Source organism: Mesorhizobium sp. M0243 (assembly GCF_040321775.1).
Taxonomy (GTDB): domain Bacteria; phylum Pseudomonadota; class Alphaproteobacteria; order Rhizobiales; family Rhizobiaceae; genus Mesorhizobium.
Map to the genome: position 1 here is coordinate 1 of NZ_JAMYSF010000029.1, position 19436 is coordinate 19436.

Annotated in this window: 11 protein-coding genes; 8 read left to right on the top strand and 3 right to left on the bottom strand. The window is 58.7% G+C overall.

All coding sequences use genetic code 11. From position 1 onward, the window contains the following. The 4 genes from NKJ11_RS27680 to NKJ11_RS27695 all read left to right on the top strand — a co-directional run. Positions 1 to 1631: VCBS domain-containing protein (locus NKJ11_RS27680; RefSeq protein ID WP_352794748.1), on the top strand; the 1631-nt coding region annotated here is incomplete at its 5' end. 210 nt (positions 1632 to 1841) lie between these two features. Continuing rightward, on the top strand, positions 1842 to 3500 hold the full coding sequence (locus NKJ11_RS27685; RefSeq protein ID WP_352794785.1) for a type I secretion system permease/ATPase: 1659 nt from the start codon (positions 1842 to 1844) through the stop codon (positions 3498 to 3500). Between the two features lie 19 nt (positions 3501 to 3519). After that, a complete protein-coding gene (locus NKJ11_RS27690) occupies positions 3520 to 4857 on the top strand; it encodes an HlyD family type I secretion periplasmic adaptor subunit (RefSeq protein ID WP_352794749.1) in 1338 nt (445 codons plus the stop codon). Between the two features lie 696 nt (positions 4858 to 5553). Next, a complete protein-coding gene (locus tag NKJ11_RS27695; RefSeq protein ID WP_352794750.1) occupies positions 5554 to 10038 on the top strand; it encodes an NACHT domain-containing protein in 4485 nt (1494 codons plus the stop codon). Between the two features lie 110 nt (positions 10039 to 10148). Here NKJ11_RS27695 and NKJ11_RS27700 read toward each other — a convergent pair whose 3' ends face one another. After that, the gene (locus tag NKJ11_RS27700) at positions 10149 to 10874 is read right to left on the bottom strand and encodes a hypothetical protein (protein WP_352794751.1); all 726 of its coding nucleotides are present in this window, start codon (positions 10872 to 10874) and stop codon (positions 10149 to 10151) included. A 462-nt stretch (positions 10875 to 11336) separates the two neighbouring features. Between NKJ11_RS27700 and NKJ11_RS27705 the strand changes: the two genes are divergently transcribed. Continuing rightward, entirely contained in the window at positions 11337 to 11645 is a 309-nt protein-coding gene (locus tag NKJ11_RS27705; RefSeq protein WP_352794752.1) for a hypothetical protein, read from the top strand. A 349-nt stretch (positions 11646 to 11994) separates the two neighbouring features. On the opposite strand, the gene NKJ11_RS27710 is transcribed toward NKJ11_RS27705, so the two are convergent. Next, positions 11995 to 13410: a mannose-1-phosphate guanylyltransferase/mannose-6-phosphate isomerase gene (locus NKJ11_RS27710; protein ID WP_352794786.1), complete on the bottom strand. Its 1416-nt coding sequence runs from the start codon at positions 13408 to 13410 to the stop codon at positions 11995 to 11997. A gap of 237 nt (positions 13411 to 13647) precedes the next feature. Further along, entirely contained in the window at positions 13648 to 14634 is a 987-nt protein-coding gene (locus NKJ11_RS27715; protein WP_352794753.1) for a nodulation protein NodZ, read from the bottom strand. A 973-nt stretch (positions 14635 to 15607) separates the two neighbouring features. On the opposite strand from NKJ11_RS27715, the gene gmd reads away from it, so the two are divergent. From gmd to NKJ11_RS27730, 3 genes are all read left to right on the top strand, one after another. Next, positions 15608 to 16678, top strand: coding sequence for a GDP-mannose 4,6-dehydratase (gene gmd, locus NKJ11_RS27720; RefSeq protein ID WP_352794754.1), 1071 nt, complete (start codon positions 15608 to 15610; stop codon positions 16676 to 16678). Further along, positions 16678 to 17622, top strand: a complete 945-nt coding sequence (gene fcl, locus NKJ11_RS27725) for a GDP-L-fucose synthase (protein ID WP_352565673.1) — start codon at positions 16678 to 16680, stop codon at positions 17620 to 17622. The genes gmd and fcl overlap by 1 nt, the downstream gene beginning before the upstream one ends. A gap of 352 nt (positions 17623 to 17974) precedes the next feature. Then, positions 17975 to 19396, top strand: coding sequence for a phosphomannomutase (locus tag NKJ11_RS27730; RefSeq protein ID WP_352794755.1), 1422 nt, complete (start codon positions 17975 to 17977; stop codon positions 19394 to 19396). The last annotated feature ends 40 nt before the right edge of the window (positions 19397 to 19436 follow it).

The window sequence follows — 19436 nt, forward strand, 5'->3', positions numbered from 1 at the left end:
ATGAGTTCGTCGACGGCACCACCTATACCGACACCTTCACCGTCACCAGCGCCGACGGCACCACCACCACGGTGACCGTCAACATCCTCGGCACCAACGATGCGGCGGTGCTCTCGGCGGATGTCCGCGACCTGACCGAAGGCGACACCGCGGCGGCGATCAGCACCTCCGGCACGCTCACCATCTCCGACGTCGACAGTGCCGAGACCTTCATCGCCCAGGCGGGAACCGCCGGGACCTACGGCAGCTTCGACATCGACAGCGCCGGCGCCTGGACCTACACGGCCGACTCCGCCCATAATGAGTTCGTCGACGGCACCACCTATACCGACACCTTCACCGTCACCAGCGCCGACGGCACCACCACCACGGTGACCGTCAACATCCTCGGCACCGCCGACGGTCCGGCGGCCCTTGGCGACAACGTCATCACCAACCTGGTATTGGGAAGCGCCATCAACATCCCCGAATGGGCACTTCTCGCAAACGACCCCGCTTCGGCAATCGATGTCTCAAGCGCGGGCTCCTCAACGGGAGGCACTGTCTCCCACACGGCTGGTATTGGTGCAAACGGCACCGTGACCTTCACCGATGCCGCGCCCGCCGGAGGGACATTCACTTACACAGCCACCGATGGAACATCCGCAGGCACGCCGGCACTGGTGACTGTCACTCAGGACCTTGTTGGCACGCTCGACGGAACCGCGGCCGACAACATCATTATCAGTGCGAACGCTGGAGCGACGCTCATCGGCGGTGCTGGCGACGATGTGCTGCTCGGCGGCAGCGGCAACGACATCTACCGGTTCGGACTGGCAGACGGCAACGACGTCATCTCTGATGCCGGGAGCGGCGGCGACAGCATTGAAATTGTAACAAGCGCGCCGCTGAACAGCACGCCAATCGGAACGCTTAACTTCGAGAGGGTGGCCAACGACCTCGTCATCAATGTTGGAACTACGGAGATCACGGTCACCAATCAATATGTAGGAAGCAGCGCTATCGAGAGCATACAATTCACAAACGGTGGCACAGTCTACGGCTATGCGCTCAGCTCAGCGGCGTACAGACTGGAAACGGGCCTGTCGGGCCCCGGCACCGATGACGTAATCGCCTCCACTTCGGCGGGTCAAGCTCTAACCGGAGGGAACGGTAACGATCTCCTCTTTGGAAATGGCGGCGACGACAGCACAATCAACGGCGGTGCCGGCAACGACCTCGTTGTCGGTGGTACCGGCAACGATACGCTCTTGGGTGGCGGAAACAACGACACACTCGTCGGCGGCGCAGGCACCGACATCCTTACAGGCGGTACCGGCGCCGACACTTTCTACTATGGCTCAGCCGTTTCGGATTCACCGGCAACCGCTGCAAATGACACCATCACCGACTTCGTGCATGGGGTCGACAAGATCGACCTGTCCTCGATCGATGCCAGCGGAGCCGCCGGCGATCAGGCTTTCCTGTTCGGCGGACCGAATGCGGGCACCGTCGCCAACAGCGTCACCTGGTCGGAAAGCGGCGGCAACACGATCGTTCGTGCCGACGTAACCGGCAACACAGGCGCCGATTTCCAGATCACGCTGACCGGTACCGGGCTTGGACTGACGGCGAGCGACTTCGTGCTTTGAAACCAAGAGGTGAGTCGCGTCGCGGCTCACCTCTTTGCTCGCCGATTGGAACTTCGGCCTACGCGTTAAGGTTTACGACAGGAATATCGACGGGCTGCGTGGCCGGCTGAAGGATCGGGAGTAGTATCGGCATACAGGTGGACAGGGGGGCGGTTCTCCGCTGGGTATTTGAGTCTCGACAGAAAATCGCGGATCGTGAAGGACGCCCTTATGGCGTGCCGTCATTATTTCCTGATCGCGGCGGGCTTCAGCCTGGCGATCAACCTGCTCTATCTCGCCTCGCCGCTCTATATGCTGCAGATCTACGACCGGGTGGTGACCAGCGGTAGCCAGACCACGCTGGTGATGCTGACCATCGCGTTGCTGGCTGCGTTCCTTGCGCTGGCCGGCCTTGATCTCATGCGCGCCACAATCCTGACGCGCGCCAGCGTACGTCTCGACCGGTTGCTGTCGGCAAGGATCGTGGCCGCGTCGGTCGAGACCTCGCAGTCGGGCTCCTCGCAGAGCCAGCCGGTGCGTGACTTCGACACGTTCCGGCAAGTCATCACCGGTATGGGCATCAATGCGCTGTTCGACCTGCCATGGTCGCCCATCTACATCGCCATCATCTTCCTGCTGCACCCCTGGCTCGGCCTCTTTGCGCTCGGCTCGTCGCTGCTGCTCGTCGCCATGGCGGTGCTCAACGAATATCTGGTGCGCGCGCCGCTGAAACAGGCCAACGACCTGGCGACGGCCAACTACAATTTCACCGAAATGAGCCTGAGGAACTCGGAAGTCATTCGCGCCATGGGCATGATCGACGGCCTCATCCGCCGCTGGGGACGCGACCGCAGCCTGGCGCTTCGGCGCCAGACGCAAGCCAGCGACCGCGCCGCCTTGATGTCGGGAACGATCAAGTTCCTTCGCTTGACGATGCAGTCGCTGATCCTCGGCCTCGGCGCCTATCTGGTGATCGAACGGCAGACCACAGCCGGCTCGATGTTCGCGGCTAGCATATTGCTGGGCAGAGGACTGCAGCCCGTCGAACAGATCGTCGGCCTCTGGCGCAGCCTGATCCTGGCGCGGGCGGCGCTGGCGAGGGTTCACAAACTGATCGACGGCGGTGCACAGAGCGAAAGATGGTTCAACCTGCCCAAGCCCACCGGCAAGATTTCGGTCGAGCAGGTCAGCTTTGCCATTCCCAGCCAGCAGAAGGTGCTTCTGCGGGACGTATCGTTTAGGCTGGAGGCAGGCGACGCGCTGGGAATTGTCGGCCCTTCCGGCGCCGGCAAGTCAACGCTGGCGCGTCATCTCGCGGGCGTCATGCAACCCAGCCGCGGCACCGTCAGGCTGGACGGCGCTGATCTGTCGCATTGGGGGCGTGACGCGCTCGGCGACCACATCGGATACCTGCCGCAGGATATCGAACTCTTCTCCGATACGGTCGCCGCCAACATCGGCCGCTTCAAGACCAATGTCGACCAGGAGGTGATCGAGGCAGCACGGCTCGCCGGAGTGCACGAGATGATCATCCGCCTGCCGCAGGGTTATGAGACCCAGATCGGCGAAGGTGGCGCAGTCCTGTCAGGAGGATATCGGCAACGGATTGCTCTTGCACGGGCGGTGTTCGGCACACCGAACCTGATCATTCTCGACGAGCCGAGTTCCAATCTCGACGCCGATGGTGACCGCGCGCTGAGCGAGTGCGCGATCGAGCTCAAGCGCCGCGGCAGCACGGTGATCGTCGTCTCGCACCGTCCCTCGACCCTGGCGAACGTCGATAAGATCCTTCTGTTACGCGATGGCGCCGTCGAGGCCTTCGGCATGAGAAACGAGATCGTGGCGCTGCTCAACCAGCGCGCGGCTCCAATGGCGGTGGCAACACAATGAGCTGTAGCCGGAGAGGTCCATGAGCGACGGCGCCCTCACCTACAGGAGCCTGCCCGGCGAGGCCGGCATCCTAGCCCCGGATTCGATCCGGGTGCCAGCCTATATCGGCCTGCTGATCATAGTGGCCTTTTTCGGCATTTTCGGCGGCTGGGCAGCCTTTGCCCCGCTGAACGGCGCCGTGCTCGCCGACGCCATCGTCAAGGTGGAAGGCAATCGAAAGAGCGTACAGCATTTCGACGGCGGTACGGTGAAGGAGATCCGCGTCAAGGATGGCGACGTCGTCAGGAAGGGCGACATCATGCTGAAGCTGGACGACACCAGAATCCGGTCCGAGTTCAATCTCTATGCCCAGCAATACGCGCTTTTGCGTGCAACCGATGCCAGGATTCGGGCCGAACTGGACGGCAGCGAGGCTGTTGCCTTCCCGAAGGACATCCTCAAGGAGCACGAGGCCTACCTTAGGGATGCGATGGCAAACCAGATCGCCGACCTGGAAAGCCAGCGCGCCTCGATGGCCGGCGCCAGGCAGATCCTCGAGCGGCGGATTGCCGAGCTCGAGGAGCAGATCCAGGGCAAGCAGGCTCGGGTCCAATCCTACCAGGCCCAGATGCAATCGACGATTGACGAGAAGGCCAGCCTGTCAAAGCTGCTCAAGGCTGGATTGACGACGCGCCCGCGCATTCTGGAATTGGAAAGATCGGCCTCGAATCTGCAGGGCCTGATCGACGAGAACCTCGGCGCCATAGCCGGCAGCCAACAGAGCAAAGCCGAACTCAAGGGCCAGATCGCGCAATTGACCTATGATCGCCGAGCCAAGCTGTCGGCCATGCTGATCGATACGCAATCGAGCCTTGCCGACCTCGTACCCAAGATGTTTGCCGCCAAGGCTGCCATGGACCGAGCCGAAGTCCGCGCACCCTATGACGGCCAGGTGATGGATCTGAGCGTCTTCTCGATCGGAGCGATCGTCGCGCCGGGCCAGAGGATCCTCGATATCGTGCCGACTGAGAATTCGTTGATCGTCCAGGCGCAGGTTCGCGTCGAGGACATATCAAACGTGCGCCCCGACATGGCAGCCGAAGTTCGTTTCACATCATACGAGCAGCGCTCGATACCCATAATTAATGGACGCATCACCCGCATTTCGGCGGATCGCATCACTGACAGTAAAACTGGGTTTCCCTACTATCTTGCAGACGTCGCGGTCGATCCGGTGGAATTGTCAGCAGCCCCACAGATTGCGCTTTATCCGGGCATGCCAGCGTCAGTCATGATCGTTACCGAGGAACGGACGGCACTCGACTACATTCTGGGTCCGCTGGTTGTGTCGTTCCACTCCGCCTTCCGCCAGAAATAATGGGGTTCGCGCCAAACCAATTTGCGATTCCAATTTCGACGGGTGGTCAGGCTCGCAACGCGCAAAGACGGGTGAGAACTCCCCCGGCATTTTCGGTGATCTCCACCCCCGTCCTGAAGCCACCGCGAGCCAATACATGTACAAATGGCGCGTCCTTGACATTCCTTCTGTGTGCGATTTGGGTAGGCGGACATCGACGAATGACTGCTTTTAGCCGAATGTACCTCTAATCACTTCGTCCGCTATGCGGCGCGTTCCCGCCTGGCAGCTTTGGGGCCGACTGCCGACGGTCCGCTATCGAAAGAAGCCAGCGAATAGCTGCCGTTTGGCCACTCAAGTGCGTCGCCCACGACGCGGAGCTGACTTATTGGTGGCCGAAAGCGTTTTGGTCCCTTGGCCGGCTAACCCGAATGCAACAACCTCTTGGAATAGCCCGTCGAGGCGACCATCACAGTTGTTGTAGCCGTGGCAGCTCTGCGGGACTGCACGTCGTTGAAGATCGAAAAGCAATCCAAGTATGCCACTGAAACCCCTTGAAGGATCACCACGCGAGGTAACCCCATTCCTTGTGAACTGCTCTCAGAGGTCGGCCGCTGAGCAACCTTCCCTCCCCGCGCCTATGCAGGCGCCTTATTATACCGAGCATTTCGCGGCGACCGCTTTTTCCAGTATCCTCGTCACATGCCCCACACGCCTATGACGCCCGAGACCGCTTCGCCGATAGACGGCATCAGGCCTGCCGCCGCAGCACGCCGGCGCGACGACTTCAAGCCCATCGTCAAGATCCAGCTCGCCCAGCGTGTCGGCTACCTGTGTTCCAACCCAAAGTGCCAGCGGCTGACCGCCGGGCCACGCAAAGGCGAAGAAGGTGCGAACAACATAGGCGTGGCCGCCCACATCAAAGCCGCGTCACCCGGAGGGCCCCGCTACGATTCCAGTCAGAACCCGACCGAACGCGCGAGTGCGGATAACGGAATCTGGCTCTGCGCCGACCATGCCCACCTCATTGACCACAACGCCAAGGAGTTCACGGTCGAGAAACTGGAGAAGTGGAAGCAGGAGGCCGAAGAGCGCGCGTTCCAGCAACTTGCCAGTGGCAAGGGTCCAGCGATCATCGCCCAACTCTCGGACGAACTTATCCAGCAGTTGGCGCCATACATTTCACGGCTCGGTCTGCCGCACGATGCCGATCTTGCGACTGTAAAGGCGCAGGTACGCGCGGCGTCGCTGGCGGATATTGAAACCTATGAGCGGCGACGGAGCTGGCCAAGGCATTCCGTGGAACTTGAACTCGGGGTGGAGGACGTCGAGGATGTTCAAGACGTCCGCAACCTAGACCAAGGCCACTTCGCTCAGGTTCTCGCTACGGCGCAGCATATCGTCCTGCTGTCGGCCCCCGGCACCGGCAAGACCACGACCCTCATCCAGATCGCCCGCAAGATGATCGAGGCAGGTCCCGTGCCAGTGTTCGTGCCTCTTGGCGCATGGGCCGAATCCGGTAGAGACCTCTTTGACTGGGCATCCCGACGGAGAGTTTACGAGGCGCTCTCCAGTGCGCACCTCAAGTTCTTGGCAGACCATGGCGAGCTCGCCCTGATCCTGGACGGCTGGAACGAAGTCCCCGACACAGCACGCCGCCGTCTCATCAAGGAGATAGAAGAACTTGAAACACTGTTCCCGCTGCTGAACGTGGTTATGAGCAGTCGCCGGACCGCCGTGGACGTCCCGCTTGCAGGGCGCCGTATCTCTGTCCTCCCCCTGTCGGACGAGCAGCAACGCGAAGTCGCGAAGGGCATGAGGGGGCAGGACGGCGTCAGCGTGCTCGATGCCGCTTGGCGTACCGTCGGTCTGCGCGACCTCGTAACGATACCTCTATATCTGCACGCCTTGATGGAAGCGACCACCTCGGGAAAGCTACCCGAGACGAAGGAAGAAGTACTTCGCCGCATGGTCGAAGCCCACGAGGCCATTCCCGCCAACAAGGAGCTATTTCACCGGGAACTGCATGACGCCCAGCATACCTACCTCACGACCATCGCGGCGACCGCCCAACTGTCGGGTACGCCGACAATTCACGATCGCGATGCGCGTTCGGCAGTATCGAGCGCAAGCGAAAACCTCCTGTCTGACGGGCAGATTTCCACCGCACCAAACCCGCCTCACGTCCTCGACGTCCTTGTGGGCAGTCATTTGCTGATCAGGCATGACAGCCAGCTCTACTCGTTACAGCACCACGCGCTACAGGAGTGGTTTGCATCCCTTGACCTGGAGGCGGGGCTCGTAATGGCAGGGGATGACCTCAGCCTAGAGCATCCGCTTACGACAGTTGCGCTCAACGACCGCAGCTGGACCGAGGTGGTCCTTTTTGCATGCGAGCGAATGTCGCGGAAAGACGAGGCGGGTGCCCAGGTTGTTGCGAAGGTTGTGGATTTGTTGCTGGGTATCGACCCAATCTTCGCCGCGCATGTTGTCGCGCGATCGGGGCCGACTGTTTGGCAGATCATTGGAGACAGGGTCGTAAGGTTCGGGCGTGCCTGGCATACGCAAGGCCGGTTAGACCGCGCGGTCGGTTTCATGATCGAGACTAAAAGGCCCGAGTTTGCGGATATCGTGTGGCCTTTCGTTTCCGGCGACAACGGTCAGAAGCAGATGAGCGCGATGAGGATCGTGCGTCGCTTCAATCCGTTCGTCCTCGGAGATCGTCTCGCGCGGGACTTCGCGGGACTGCCTGATCAGGCACGCGAGACATTAGCCACCGAATTGGCGTTTCATGGCGATCGGGACGCCCTCGATGCGGTCCTCGCATTGGCGCTGAATGAACACAATCTGGAAATCCGGCTTCGCATCTTTGAAGGCCTCTCTTTCCGTGTCGCCACGCGGCAAATGGAGGAGCTTCTGCGAGCCTCTGGTGACGAGTTGGCGCAAGCAGTCGCACGAAAGAACCAATTCGACGGGGTTCGGGATCCAGAACTACTGGCTGACCTCTTGGAAAGGCGAAAAGCCCTAGTTACAGCCGATGCATCGCCAGAGGTCCGTTTGGCGAGGGCCCTCGACTCCCTTTCGGACGAAGAAGCAGCGGTGACGGTTGAGCGCGAACTGAAAGATCTCGCATTCTCGTTCAAGGACCGCGGACATCACATCACGCACGAAGCCTGGAACCGCTTTCCGCGCCACGTCGCCGTGGCGCTCAGGTGGCGAGTGGAGAATGGTCTCGACCTACCCTATCAGCCGCTGCAGTATTTGGAAGGCGCCGAGCCCACCGACGACGACCCTGTAGCCACGCTGACGTTGCAGGACGACAAGAGCGATCGAGCAAGCGTGGCGTGTTTTCTAGCCGGGGAGCGTACCGTTCGGGAATTGACCGTTCGCTACCTTGATACCAGACGCAAGTTGCGAGCGGACGGCGAGCGGACAGAGGCTGCCTACGGACCCTCCCACAAGCTTGCAGACAAGCTGGAAAGCACGCGCGCAAGCGTGCTGATCGACGTCTTGCAGGAGTTCGCAGAAGGGCTAACTTCAGATGAAATCAACGACCTCGCCGATGTTCTCAGCCGGCACGGTCGCGGAGGGGATATCGAACACTTGCAGATGCCCCCTGCCAGCAGACCAGCTGCCGTCAAACTTATAGAAGGATGGGGGCAGCAGCTCCTCGGCAAGTCAGCTTCACGGCATCACATGGCCCAACTCACGTGGGCGATGCGCCGCGTTCCTGATGCTTGTCAGGTACCCATATTGAACAGGATGGTCGAAGCAGACCTCGCGGGTCTTGCCGCGGCAAGGGCGGCGTATGCGGTCAACAGGTCCAACGAGAATGCCTTGAACGAAATGCGATGGTCTCACGTTCACGAGTACCGCATCATGCTGACAACTATCGGCAACGACGAGGCCGAAGCGGTGCTGAAGCGTTATCTTCTCGACGCGGACTTCGGTCCGGAAGCGGCTGTCGGGCTCCAAGTCATCTGGCAGCAGCGAAACGAACCAGCGCCTGACGACAAAGATCGCAAGTTCAGCCAATGGCCCGACTTCGCCCGTGCCGTCGCAAATCGGTCAAGGGACCGCACCCAGAGCTGCGACACAGCGGATCTGCTTTTCAAGGTCGCAGAGACCTGGGGTAAGGCCGGATCCATGAAAGAACTTGGACGTGCGGCGCGATTTGCCGGCTGCGCCGTGCTGCTTCCGCATGGCAACCGCACGGCATTCCTGATCGACTTCCTGCAGGCCGAGTTACCACACCGGCTGCGGCTAGAACTTGCGCAACGCATGACGGTCGGCGGTCTTGTCGTGCCCGCTGGCATCATCATGAAGGGGCTGTCGGATGCGATGGCCGAGCACGGCGATCGTAAATGGATACAGGACAATGACCTATACACATTGTTTGACTGGCTGGAACTGCTACCGGTCTCGGATCAGCCGTTCGCGTTGTTTGACGGACTCGATGCGATGGCCGCAAAATTCCAGTTCGGCGAATGGCGTATCCGGGATCTGTTGAACAGTGTGCGACATCTGGAAGAAGGTCTTCGGATCGAACTTTTGCGTGGGCTCGTATACCGCTACCCGAAGTTGACTGACCAATACGAGCTGTTTCTTGCGCTCAAGAATCCGGGGCAGGCAACGCTGGACTTCCTACTGGAAATGGCGGCCGGGAAATACGGCAATGGACCGATCGAGCGCGGTACACGCTTTGACTACCCCGACGAATTGTTTCTGACGCTCTCGCCAGAGGCGCGGGAGAACTTACCGGCGCGATATGACGCGGTAAATGATGAGCGACAGAAGGCGCTGCTCGCGGGCATCCTTCTCGCTGGAGCAGATCACGCCACCGTCCTGAAGCTTGCACAAGACAAGACCGGACGCCATGTCATCGGTCAATTTGGCTGGAATACGCGCTCCAAGATTCTGTATTTCCACCAGCCGACTGGCAACGGTTCGTCGTCTTACTCTCTCATCCCACGCGATCTGTCCGAACTCCGTAAAGGACTGTACGGTCTGACCCAGTCTTCTGATCCCGAAACGGCCAAATTCGCTGCCGACTATCTGGTGCAGATTGACGCCGAGCGTGATGAGGAAGGTGGGATTGATGCTGGTCCCCGCCATCCGGATATCTCCTCAGGTCGGCCGTGGCCCGTCGTGAAAGAGGTGGGCAACGCAGGGTTGCCAGATGCATCTCCTACTTCCGCCTAGAATGGTCTATCGGCAAGCTGAGCCGGGGCGCAGGCGCTGCAAGGGCGCCTATTTTGAATGCCAGTGGCCGTGCATCCACAGGTATGACGCTAAGGGCAATATTGGAGCAGCTAAGAGCCCGTCTTGCCAAACGATTTGCCGATAAATTTAGCTAAACCGTCTTTCTCTCCCTTCTCAACACGGGCGTGTCGTTGGGCGTTCGGCAGCAGTGTCATTGTTTCCGGAGACATCCTTTGAAAGAGAGAGTCTACCCACTCTATCTTGCTCAACTCCGGAAGCGGTTGGATTGGAACGCCATAGACGTAGTGCGCGCCGTCGGCAATGAACCCAATCACCCTGCCACCGCCGCGCCGATTAAGCGACACGATCTGCGGCACGCCGCCAGAAAGTGGATCGCTTTTCTTCTCCAACGCGTCACAAAACGATGAAAAAATCGACCGGGCGGTGCCGCCCTGTGGGCTCGCGTTCCAAGCGTTGATTTCGCGATCCAGCGCGTGGTCGCCGCTTCCAAGTTTAACCAACACGGCGCTTTTCAATGGAACGCCAACTTCGATCTTCTGGTCCGTCCAGGTCCGCCGCCCAGCTTGATAACTGGTTTTCCAAAGGTAAAACGACCCTCTTAGCCCCTCACCATCTCGTGCACCGTGCAAGATGATGAAGTCGTAATCTGGAGCATTATGCCGCCGTTCAAATGACCGTTTCAGATACTCAACAATCTTGTCGTGCCGCATTTCAGCGGTTGCCTGTTGGTCCCAAAGCAGGCTTTGCCCGGCTAAATCTCCGAGTTGACCGAGCACTAAGGTTGGGTACAGAACGTCGCCGCAATAGCCGAACACTTCCGCCGACCGGGACGCAAATACCTTGCGGCCGCTGTCCCACCGGTGAGATTCTGAGCCCCATGTGATCCGGCTATCTCCCACAATGTAAATGCTGCTCGGCCCTCTCGAATCGACCGAAACCCAGGATAATAGTGTTGTCACTTGACTAAGCGCCCCGTTTATCTCCAAAGGATATACTGAATTCGGGAGGCAACTCCCAGACGTTCCACCACTTTTGAGTCCAGGCGTTCGCGATCCATCGGGGCAGAGCACCTTGGACAGCTAGCTAGACGGTCGGCGGCGGTGTCAAGCGCCACACCCACTCGGTCGAATACCCAGTCGCCCCGGCGCGCAACATATTAGCAAGATCCAGGCATCTCGCGGCATGGTTTCGATGACGGCCAGGCTTGCCTTTGCTGCATGTAAATGCCGACCGAGAAACCCAAGGACGAACACCAACCGGTCGCGGAGGAACTCGGAATGCCGGAAGCACACGATGAGGTAAAAACGCTCCTGCAGACCAATACCGGAGTCCCCAATGAGTTCGTAGCTCGGGTGGCTACGGCGATGGCTGTGCCGTCTGAGCCGCTCGCCGCGTTTGTTGGCCAGCCCCTCCGTTCCTTTTATCAGCAGGCTATCTGCGGCGGTCTGGTGTTCCAGCTTAGCGATGGAAGTCGTCTCGTTCGAACCGTGGTTCCTCAATCAGTGCTTGCCGGGATCATGCTTGCCGCAGAGCTGGTCAAGCATAGTGCGGGTTTTCCGATAGTCCGACAACCAGCACTCGCGTGAATCTACTGCGCCCCCTTGGTTCTCACCTCCATGATCCGAAAGCCAAAGATTCCAGCGGCCGCTGCATCTGCAGCGATGAGGATTTCATTTCCGCCTACAGGCTGAAATACGGCTGTGCCGTTGAACAGCTGAGCAACGGGTCCGCCTAAAAAGATCTGAAGTCTTCGTTACCGCGGACGGCGCGCTGTCAAGCGCTCACCGATGTTTTCGACCACGATCGAGTGCCTGATGAGAGTGCGGGGCGGATACTGTGACACGCTCGGCCCGCTGCTTGTCAATGTGAGGCCCAGAACCCACGACAGAGATCCTTGAGCGACGGCTCGCCGTTTAACGTTTTTTGTACTGTTATCTACGTTCGACCATATTCGTCGTCGAAGCGAACGATATCATCCTCGGCGAGATAATCGCCGCTCTGCACTTCAATGATCACCAGGTCAATTCTGCCTGGGTTCTCGAGCCGATGCTTATGGCCGCAGGGGATGTAAGTAGATTCGTTTGTCCTCAGGAACAACTCCTGCTCGCCATTGACGATCTTGGCGGAGCCGCTGACCACGACCCAGTGCTCCGAGCGATGATAGTGCATCTGCAGGCTCAACTGGCGACCGGGCTTCACCTCGATGCGTTTGATCTTGAAGCGCTCGCCTTCCTCCAGAACCGTATAGGAACCCCAGGGCCGGTGTACCGTGCTATGGACCAGATGAGCTTCATGTCCCGAAGCCTTGAGGCCCTCGAAGAGCTTCTTAACGTCCTGAACGCGGTCGCGGGATGTGACAAGCAAAGCGTCCGGGGAATCCACGATCACCAGATCGCTTACGCCCACCGTGCCGATGACGCGCTTGTCGGAGCTCACATAGGTGCCGGTCGTGTCGACCATGTGCACATCGCCGCGTATCCTGTTCCCGCTTTCGTCGGGGGCGATCAAATCGGCCATTGCGTTCCAAGATCCGATGTCGTTCCAATCCATGTCGCAGGGAATCACGGCAAGTCTGTTAGTCTTCTCCATGACAGCGTGGTCGAGCGAGATTCGCGGCGCGGAACCGAAATGCTCAGGCGTGAGTTCGATTTTGGCAAAGCCTTGGCATTGACTGGCGCGGCCGTTCTCGTAGCTGTCGGCGACGGCCTGGAGCACCTCGGGACAATGCAAAACCATCTCGTCGAGCATCGTTTGCGCACTGAAGCAGAAGATGCCGGCGTTCCAGAAGAAGCGTTGAGACGCGACATAGGCTTTGGCTGTATCCAGATCCGGTTTTTCAACGAAACGGACGACGTTCTCACCATCTGCTTCGATGTAGCCGAATGCTGTGTCCGGTCTGGTTGGGGTGATGCCCAATGTGGCGATCCGCCCGAGCTTCGCATGTTCCATGGCCAGGCCCATGGCGTCTAGAAACGCAGGCAGGTTGCTAATCAGGTGATCGGCCGGGAAGACGCACAGGATCGCGTCAGGGCCTTGCGTTGCCCTCGCATGGATCGCGGCTGCAGCCACGGCGGCGGCCGTATCCCGGCCTTCGGGCTCGAGCAGAAAGGTGCGTGGCAGGACCACGGAATCCAGCTCGTCAAATTCGTCCTTGGTCAGGAAGAGGTGTTCCCCGGATGTCACAGCGACGAGTTCCACGACACCTTCTATCGAAGCGGCGCGCAGCACAGTGTGCTGAATGAGAGAATATCCATCCGCTACTTTGAGGAAAGGTTTGGGGTGCGATTGCCTTGAGGCGGGCCATAGCCGCGATCCGGCTCCGCCGCTGATGATCACGGGAATCACTTTCATAACCAACCTCAATTTCGTCTCTGGAGTGATCGCCCGCGTTCTTTCGAGCAGCGTCACGATCGCCGTCGCTCTGGCTTGTCTGCGGCCCCCGCGTAACAGCGAAGTTCTGGCGCGTTGCAGGCGGCGTCAGATGATGACGCTATCGGTAATGTACGACGCCTCCACTGGCGTCGGTGAGAAATGCGCATTCAATTATGCCTGTTGGTTGCGTCTGCCGAATTGCGCAGGTGGCGGGTCTTAACTGAGATCAGAGACTTGGCTGCCTTCTATCAAAGTCAAACGACTTGGCTCTTTCAGATCGAATTCAATTACCCGTGGTGCGAAAAGGCGTGCATATCGTGTAAAGGCGCTCGTCGGGGGAAACCGAATTACGGTATCGCAGCGCCCGAGAAGATACATCTCAACGAGGGCGGAAATTCCGCCGTCAATCCCGAGTGCTGCAGTGTGTAAGGGGCCACCTTGATTGGATCCGAAGTGCTTCGGGACAGTGAGCAGATCGGGAAACCTGGCCGACAGAAGATCCAGTATCCGCGCGCTGTCCGTGCATAAGAACAGCCGCACAGGCCTGGGGTGCGGTAACGCCTTAGCCTTGCCAATTGCAGCGCACACTTGCCGAACGGCGAGCTCCGGATCGGCCCAGTAGGGCGCATGCTCCATGATGTCTTCACCGTTACCGTGCCGAACATGAATCCCGATGATGCTGTGCCCCTCAAAACATTCCTGATAAATGGCATCTATGCGGGCTTGAATTTCTGGCCGAGGCTTGACACTCTGGAACACCTGCCGCTCTGCATCCTCATCGCACCGCCACATCAGACAAGCGTCACACACTACTGTGTTCGCTTCGACATCGTGTTCGGCCTGAAAGAGCTCGCCCAACTCATCGCGCTCTTGGAAAATCTGCTCATCTGGCCGGTAAAGGCACTCGATCGCCGGCCTGTTCCACCACTCTGGGAAGAATGGACCAGGGAAGGAAAGGTCGTTGATCCGGTCGTCGGAAATAGCCGGCACGCCAGCGATGTCATTGATCGGCTGGAAGAACACCGGAAACGCATTTGTGAAGGGTTGGTCGAGGTAGCAGGCCCCCCGCCAGTCGATGGCTAGAGTTCGTCCCGACCGCTGCGCGTAGCGCCAAGCGGCCGCCAATGACCACAGACAATCACCGAACCCCGTACGCCTCCGAGAGACGACGAACCGGCGCTTTTCCAATCCACTAACATGCATTTTCGGAAATCTCGTTCAGAGAGGAGGTTGCCCGGTTTGGTATCCTTAGTCGACACGTAGACCCTGACGCCGGGCGCTTGGCAGAGGCCGGGCCATAGGGCAGAAGAGCTCACTCAGCACTGCCCACTAATCCCGTGACGCTCGCACAGCTTGAAGCCGATGCCCTCGCTTCCGGTTCAGCCTTCTCTACTGGGCCTCCGCGGCATATGTAAAATCTATTGAGTGGATGCCGGCCATCCATGTGTTGGATGCCATGATGAAGGGCTCGGCTGACGCGGGCCCGGCCAATAGAGCCGAAACAGCCGGGAAACGCTGCGACACTGCCTGCCGAAGCAAACCGTTCCGTCGACGCCGTACGCCAAGGTGCAAGGCAGCATACAGCAACCGGTACCGGGCGAGATGAGGTCGACGGCTCGACGCGCCTAGAGCCAGCTGATCGACAGAATCTGCAGTCGGCTCCCAAAGTTCTGCACGACCTGTGCCGGATGCTGTGGTGAGGGCTCGGGGCCACGAACTTTGTCCTCGCCCCGAACGGAAGCTCGCGCCTCCGACTCCGGGCCGGCGATGCGCTCTCGCTGCTCGGTCAGACCATCCATTCTGTGGATGCACTTTATCCAAACAATCGATTTCACTGATCCAAACAATTCCCATTAGAAGACGCTGAAGCAAGAAAGAAAGGCGTCCTCACTCGCTGATAGATGAGCAAATCAGCTGCAAGGTGCTTGGAGTACAGTCGCTCACGGCGTGAGCTGAGCGGCACTCTGACCGCATGTACGAATCCGTCAGGTTAGCGGCGCAACTCTATTTTGCTGTGACTCCAAGCAAGAGCAGGTGTGCTCGGCTGGCGGACTGTCAATGACGAGCCGCGCGCCGCATCTGTCGAAGTGCTCCATAGAGCACGGGGCGGGCCGCACATTGTGTCGGCGTGGCGAGCCGAAGCCGAAACTTTAAACTTTAATAGAGCAGGAATAGAATGGGTGATAGCAGTAAAGTTGCTCTTATTACGGGCATAACTGGACAGGATGGTGCCTATCTTGCCCGTCTTCTTCTCAAAAAAGGCTACGTCGTTCATGGGATTAAGCGACGTTCCTCTTCCTTCAACACGGGTCGTATCGAAGACCTCTACCAAGACCCGCACGAATCCGATCCGCGCCTAGTCTTGCATTACGGTGATCTCACTGATTCGACTAACCTCATCCGCGTGGTTCAGGAATCTCAGCCAGATGAAATTTACAACTTGGCTGCTCAGAGCCATGTCCAGGTGTCGTTCGAAACACCTGAGTACACAGCGAACGCGGACGGTATCGGTACATTGCGACTTCTTGAGGCGATTCGCCTCCTCGGTCTGACGGACAAGACCCGCTTCTATCAAGCCTCGACTTCAGAGCTATACGGCCTCGTGCAGTCCGTACCGCAGAACGAAACGACGCCCTTTTATCCGCGCAGCCCTTACGCCGCCGCCAAGCTCTACGCCTACTGGATGGTCGTCAATTATCGCGAGGGCTATGGTATGCACGCTTCCAACGGCATTCTTTTTAATCACGAAAGCCCCCTTCGTGGCGAAACTTTTGTGACGCGCAAGATCACACGCGCTGCCGCTGCTATCTACCTGGGCAAGCAGGACAAGCTTTATCTCGGCAATCTCGATGCTCAACGCGATTGGGGCCATGCACGTGAGTACGTGCGAGGTATGTGGATGATGATGCAGCAGGATCAACCGGATGATTACGTGCTGGCTACGGGTAAAACGACCCCTGTCCGCCAATTCGTCGAGTGGGTCTTCGAAGATGTCGGCGTCGAGATCGAATGGCGTGGCCAGGGAGTCGACGAAAAGGGCTATGATGTAGAGACCGGCAGATGCCTAGTCCAAGTAGACCCACGCTACTTCCGCCCCACGGAAGTCGATCTTCTCCTGGGTGACGCTACCAAGGCGAAGGAGAAGCTCGGTTGGGTGCATGAGACATCCGTGCGCGAGCTTGCCGCGGAAATGGTCCGGGAAGACCTAAAGGTCATGCAGACATCGGTAATAATGAAGGAAGCGTAATGTATGATCTGAAGGGAAAAACCGTGTGGGTCGCTGGCCACAAAGGTATGGTGGGCAGCGCTGTTGTACGCCGACTCGCGTCTGAAGACTGCAAAGTTGTGGCCGCCCCTCGGGGAGAGCTAGACCTCAAGCGACAGACCGAAGTTGAAAACTTCGTGGCAGTGATGAAACCGGACGCTATCGTTATGGCGGCGGCAAAGGTAGGTGGTATTCTCGCGAACGCCACCTATCCGGTCGACTTTCTTTACGACAATCTGATGATCGAGGCCAACATCTTCGCGGCAGCCCACGAAAACAACGTCGACCGCGTCCTCTTCCTCGGCTCGTCTTGCATCTATCCGAAGATGGCACCACAGCCCATTCCTGAAAGCGCGCTGTTGACCGGGCCACTAGAGCGCACCAACGAATGCTACGCCGTCGCCAAGATCACCGGCATCAAAATGGCTCAAGCCTATCGCCAGCAATATGGCCGTGACTACATCTCCGCTATGCCGACGAATCTCTACGGGCCAGGCGACAATTATGACTTGCAGTCAAGCCACGTCATCCCAGCGCTGATCCGGAAAGCGCATGAAGCTAAGCTCATAAGTGATAAGCAAATCACCATCTGGGGCACGGGCACACCACGTCGGGAATTCATGCACGTCGACGACTGCGCCGACGCATTAGTCTTCCTTCTGAAGAACTACTCTGACCATGATCACGTGAATCTCGGCTGCGGACAGGACATCACGATCCTAGAGCTGACTAGAATGATCTGCCGTGTAGTCGGATTTACCGGGGAGATCGCGCATGATCACTCTAGACCTGACGGTACACCGCGAAAGCTGATGAGCGTCGACAAGCTGCGCACTTTGGGATGGGCAGCAAAGATCACTCTCATGGAAGGCATCGAGAGTGTCTATCATGCATTTCTGAACGGGAGCTACACCGAACGGCGATAGATAAGAGGATCTGCTGCGTCTCAGGCCTGTACGCGTTTTCGGGACCCAGAGCTAACGTAGACTGAGACAATCACTCGATGGCGATAGCGCTCATGTGAGCAAGCCGCGAGGAGCCCTGCCGGACCCGGACCCCATCCGCTCCAACCTCGTCGCCGTGAAGGTCACGGTGCGCTGCCCACGCCGGCGCCGACTGCGTCAATCCTCACAAGGGTAACCGTCGAGAACCGAACGCGTCTACGGTAACCAAATGTACTTCTTGTTCTCGTCCGAGGGATCTGTCGATGGGCATTCCGGACGAGCCAAAGTTTGAGCATGTTACCTTCAAAACCCGGTTAGCAACGTCGGATTTGGTATGAAATTCGGAACAAGTGGATTACGGGGCCTGGCGACAGAATTGGCAGGAGCCGCCTCTGCCCTATATGCAACGGCATTCGCGACATTCCTGCTGGAATCCGGCCTGGCCAGAATTGGCGACGAGATACTCATAGGGCGCGACTTTCGCGCCTCGAGTCCGGCCATCGCCGCCGTCTGTGCGGCGGCACTGGCCGCGCTCGGCTTCATCGTAGTCGATTGCGGCGCAGTCCCCACCCCTGCCCTGGCACTGTATGCTCAGGCGCGTAAGAGTGGTTGTTTGATGATCACAGGCTCGCACATTCCGGCCGACCGTAATGGAATAAAATTCTATCGACCCGACGGTGAGATCGACAAGGGTGATGAGCGGGAGATAACGCGCATCGCCTTGCAGTTGGAGAAGCGCGGATACGTCCTTGAAGGTGCTGTTGCACGTCGGCAGCACCGGGAGGCCGAATGCAAGGCCTTTTTCATGGCGCGCAATCGAAAGCTTATGGAGATTAATGCTCTAAAGGGCTTAACGGTGGGCGTATATCAGCACAGCACAGTCGCGCGCGATCTCTTGGTTGACATTCTCTCATATCACTGTGCGACGGTCGTAACCCTGGGACGTTCGGAAGGTTTCATTCCTGTCGACACTGAAGCGGTCTCTAACGAGACTGCTCAACAGTTCAAGCTCTGGGCCAAAGAGCATCGGCTTGATGCGGTCGTCTCGGCAGATGGCGATGGTGACCGCCCACTGGTAGCTGACGACCACGGAGACCCCCTTCGCGGTGATTTGTTAGGCCTGATTACGGCGAACTTCCTGCAAGCGAAGGCAGTCGTCACGCCGGTCACATCAAACTCTGGTATCGAGACCGCAGGTTCTTTTAAAGTCGTGCGTACCAAGGTTGGATCGCCATTTGTTATCGCTGCCATGCTCGATTTGGTTGCGTCGGGTCACGAGCGCGTGGTTGGTTTCGAAGCAAACGGTGGTTTGTTGACCGGCACGGACTTTGACCCGAACGGAACTAAACTGCCAGCACTACCTACACGCGACAGTTTTCTCCCCATCCTTGCGGCACTTTCCCTTGTTAGTACAAGTGGGCAGCCACTGTCGGAGATTGGCAGTTCCTTTCAATTGCCGGCAGCGGCGGCGGATCGCTTGGAAAATTTTTCCGTCGAAAGCAGCACTCGCCTCATGACATACCTTCGTACAGCGGAAACTAACATCGCCGCCTTCGTCGGGTCGATTGGGGTGGTAAGCAAGGTTAGCGATGTTGACGGACTTCGTATCACTCTCGCGGATAAGCGTGTCTTGCATTTGCGTCCATCCGGAAATGCCCCGGAAATGCGGTGCTACGTCGAAGCCGAAAATCGGGAGGACGCGGAGCTTTTGCTCCGGACTGGATTGGATCGAATTCGTAATTGGACGCAAGGCTAAATAAAAGCCGCCTCCCTGCGTATTCCCAGGTGACCCTGGG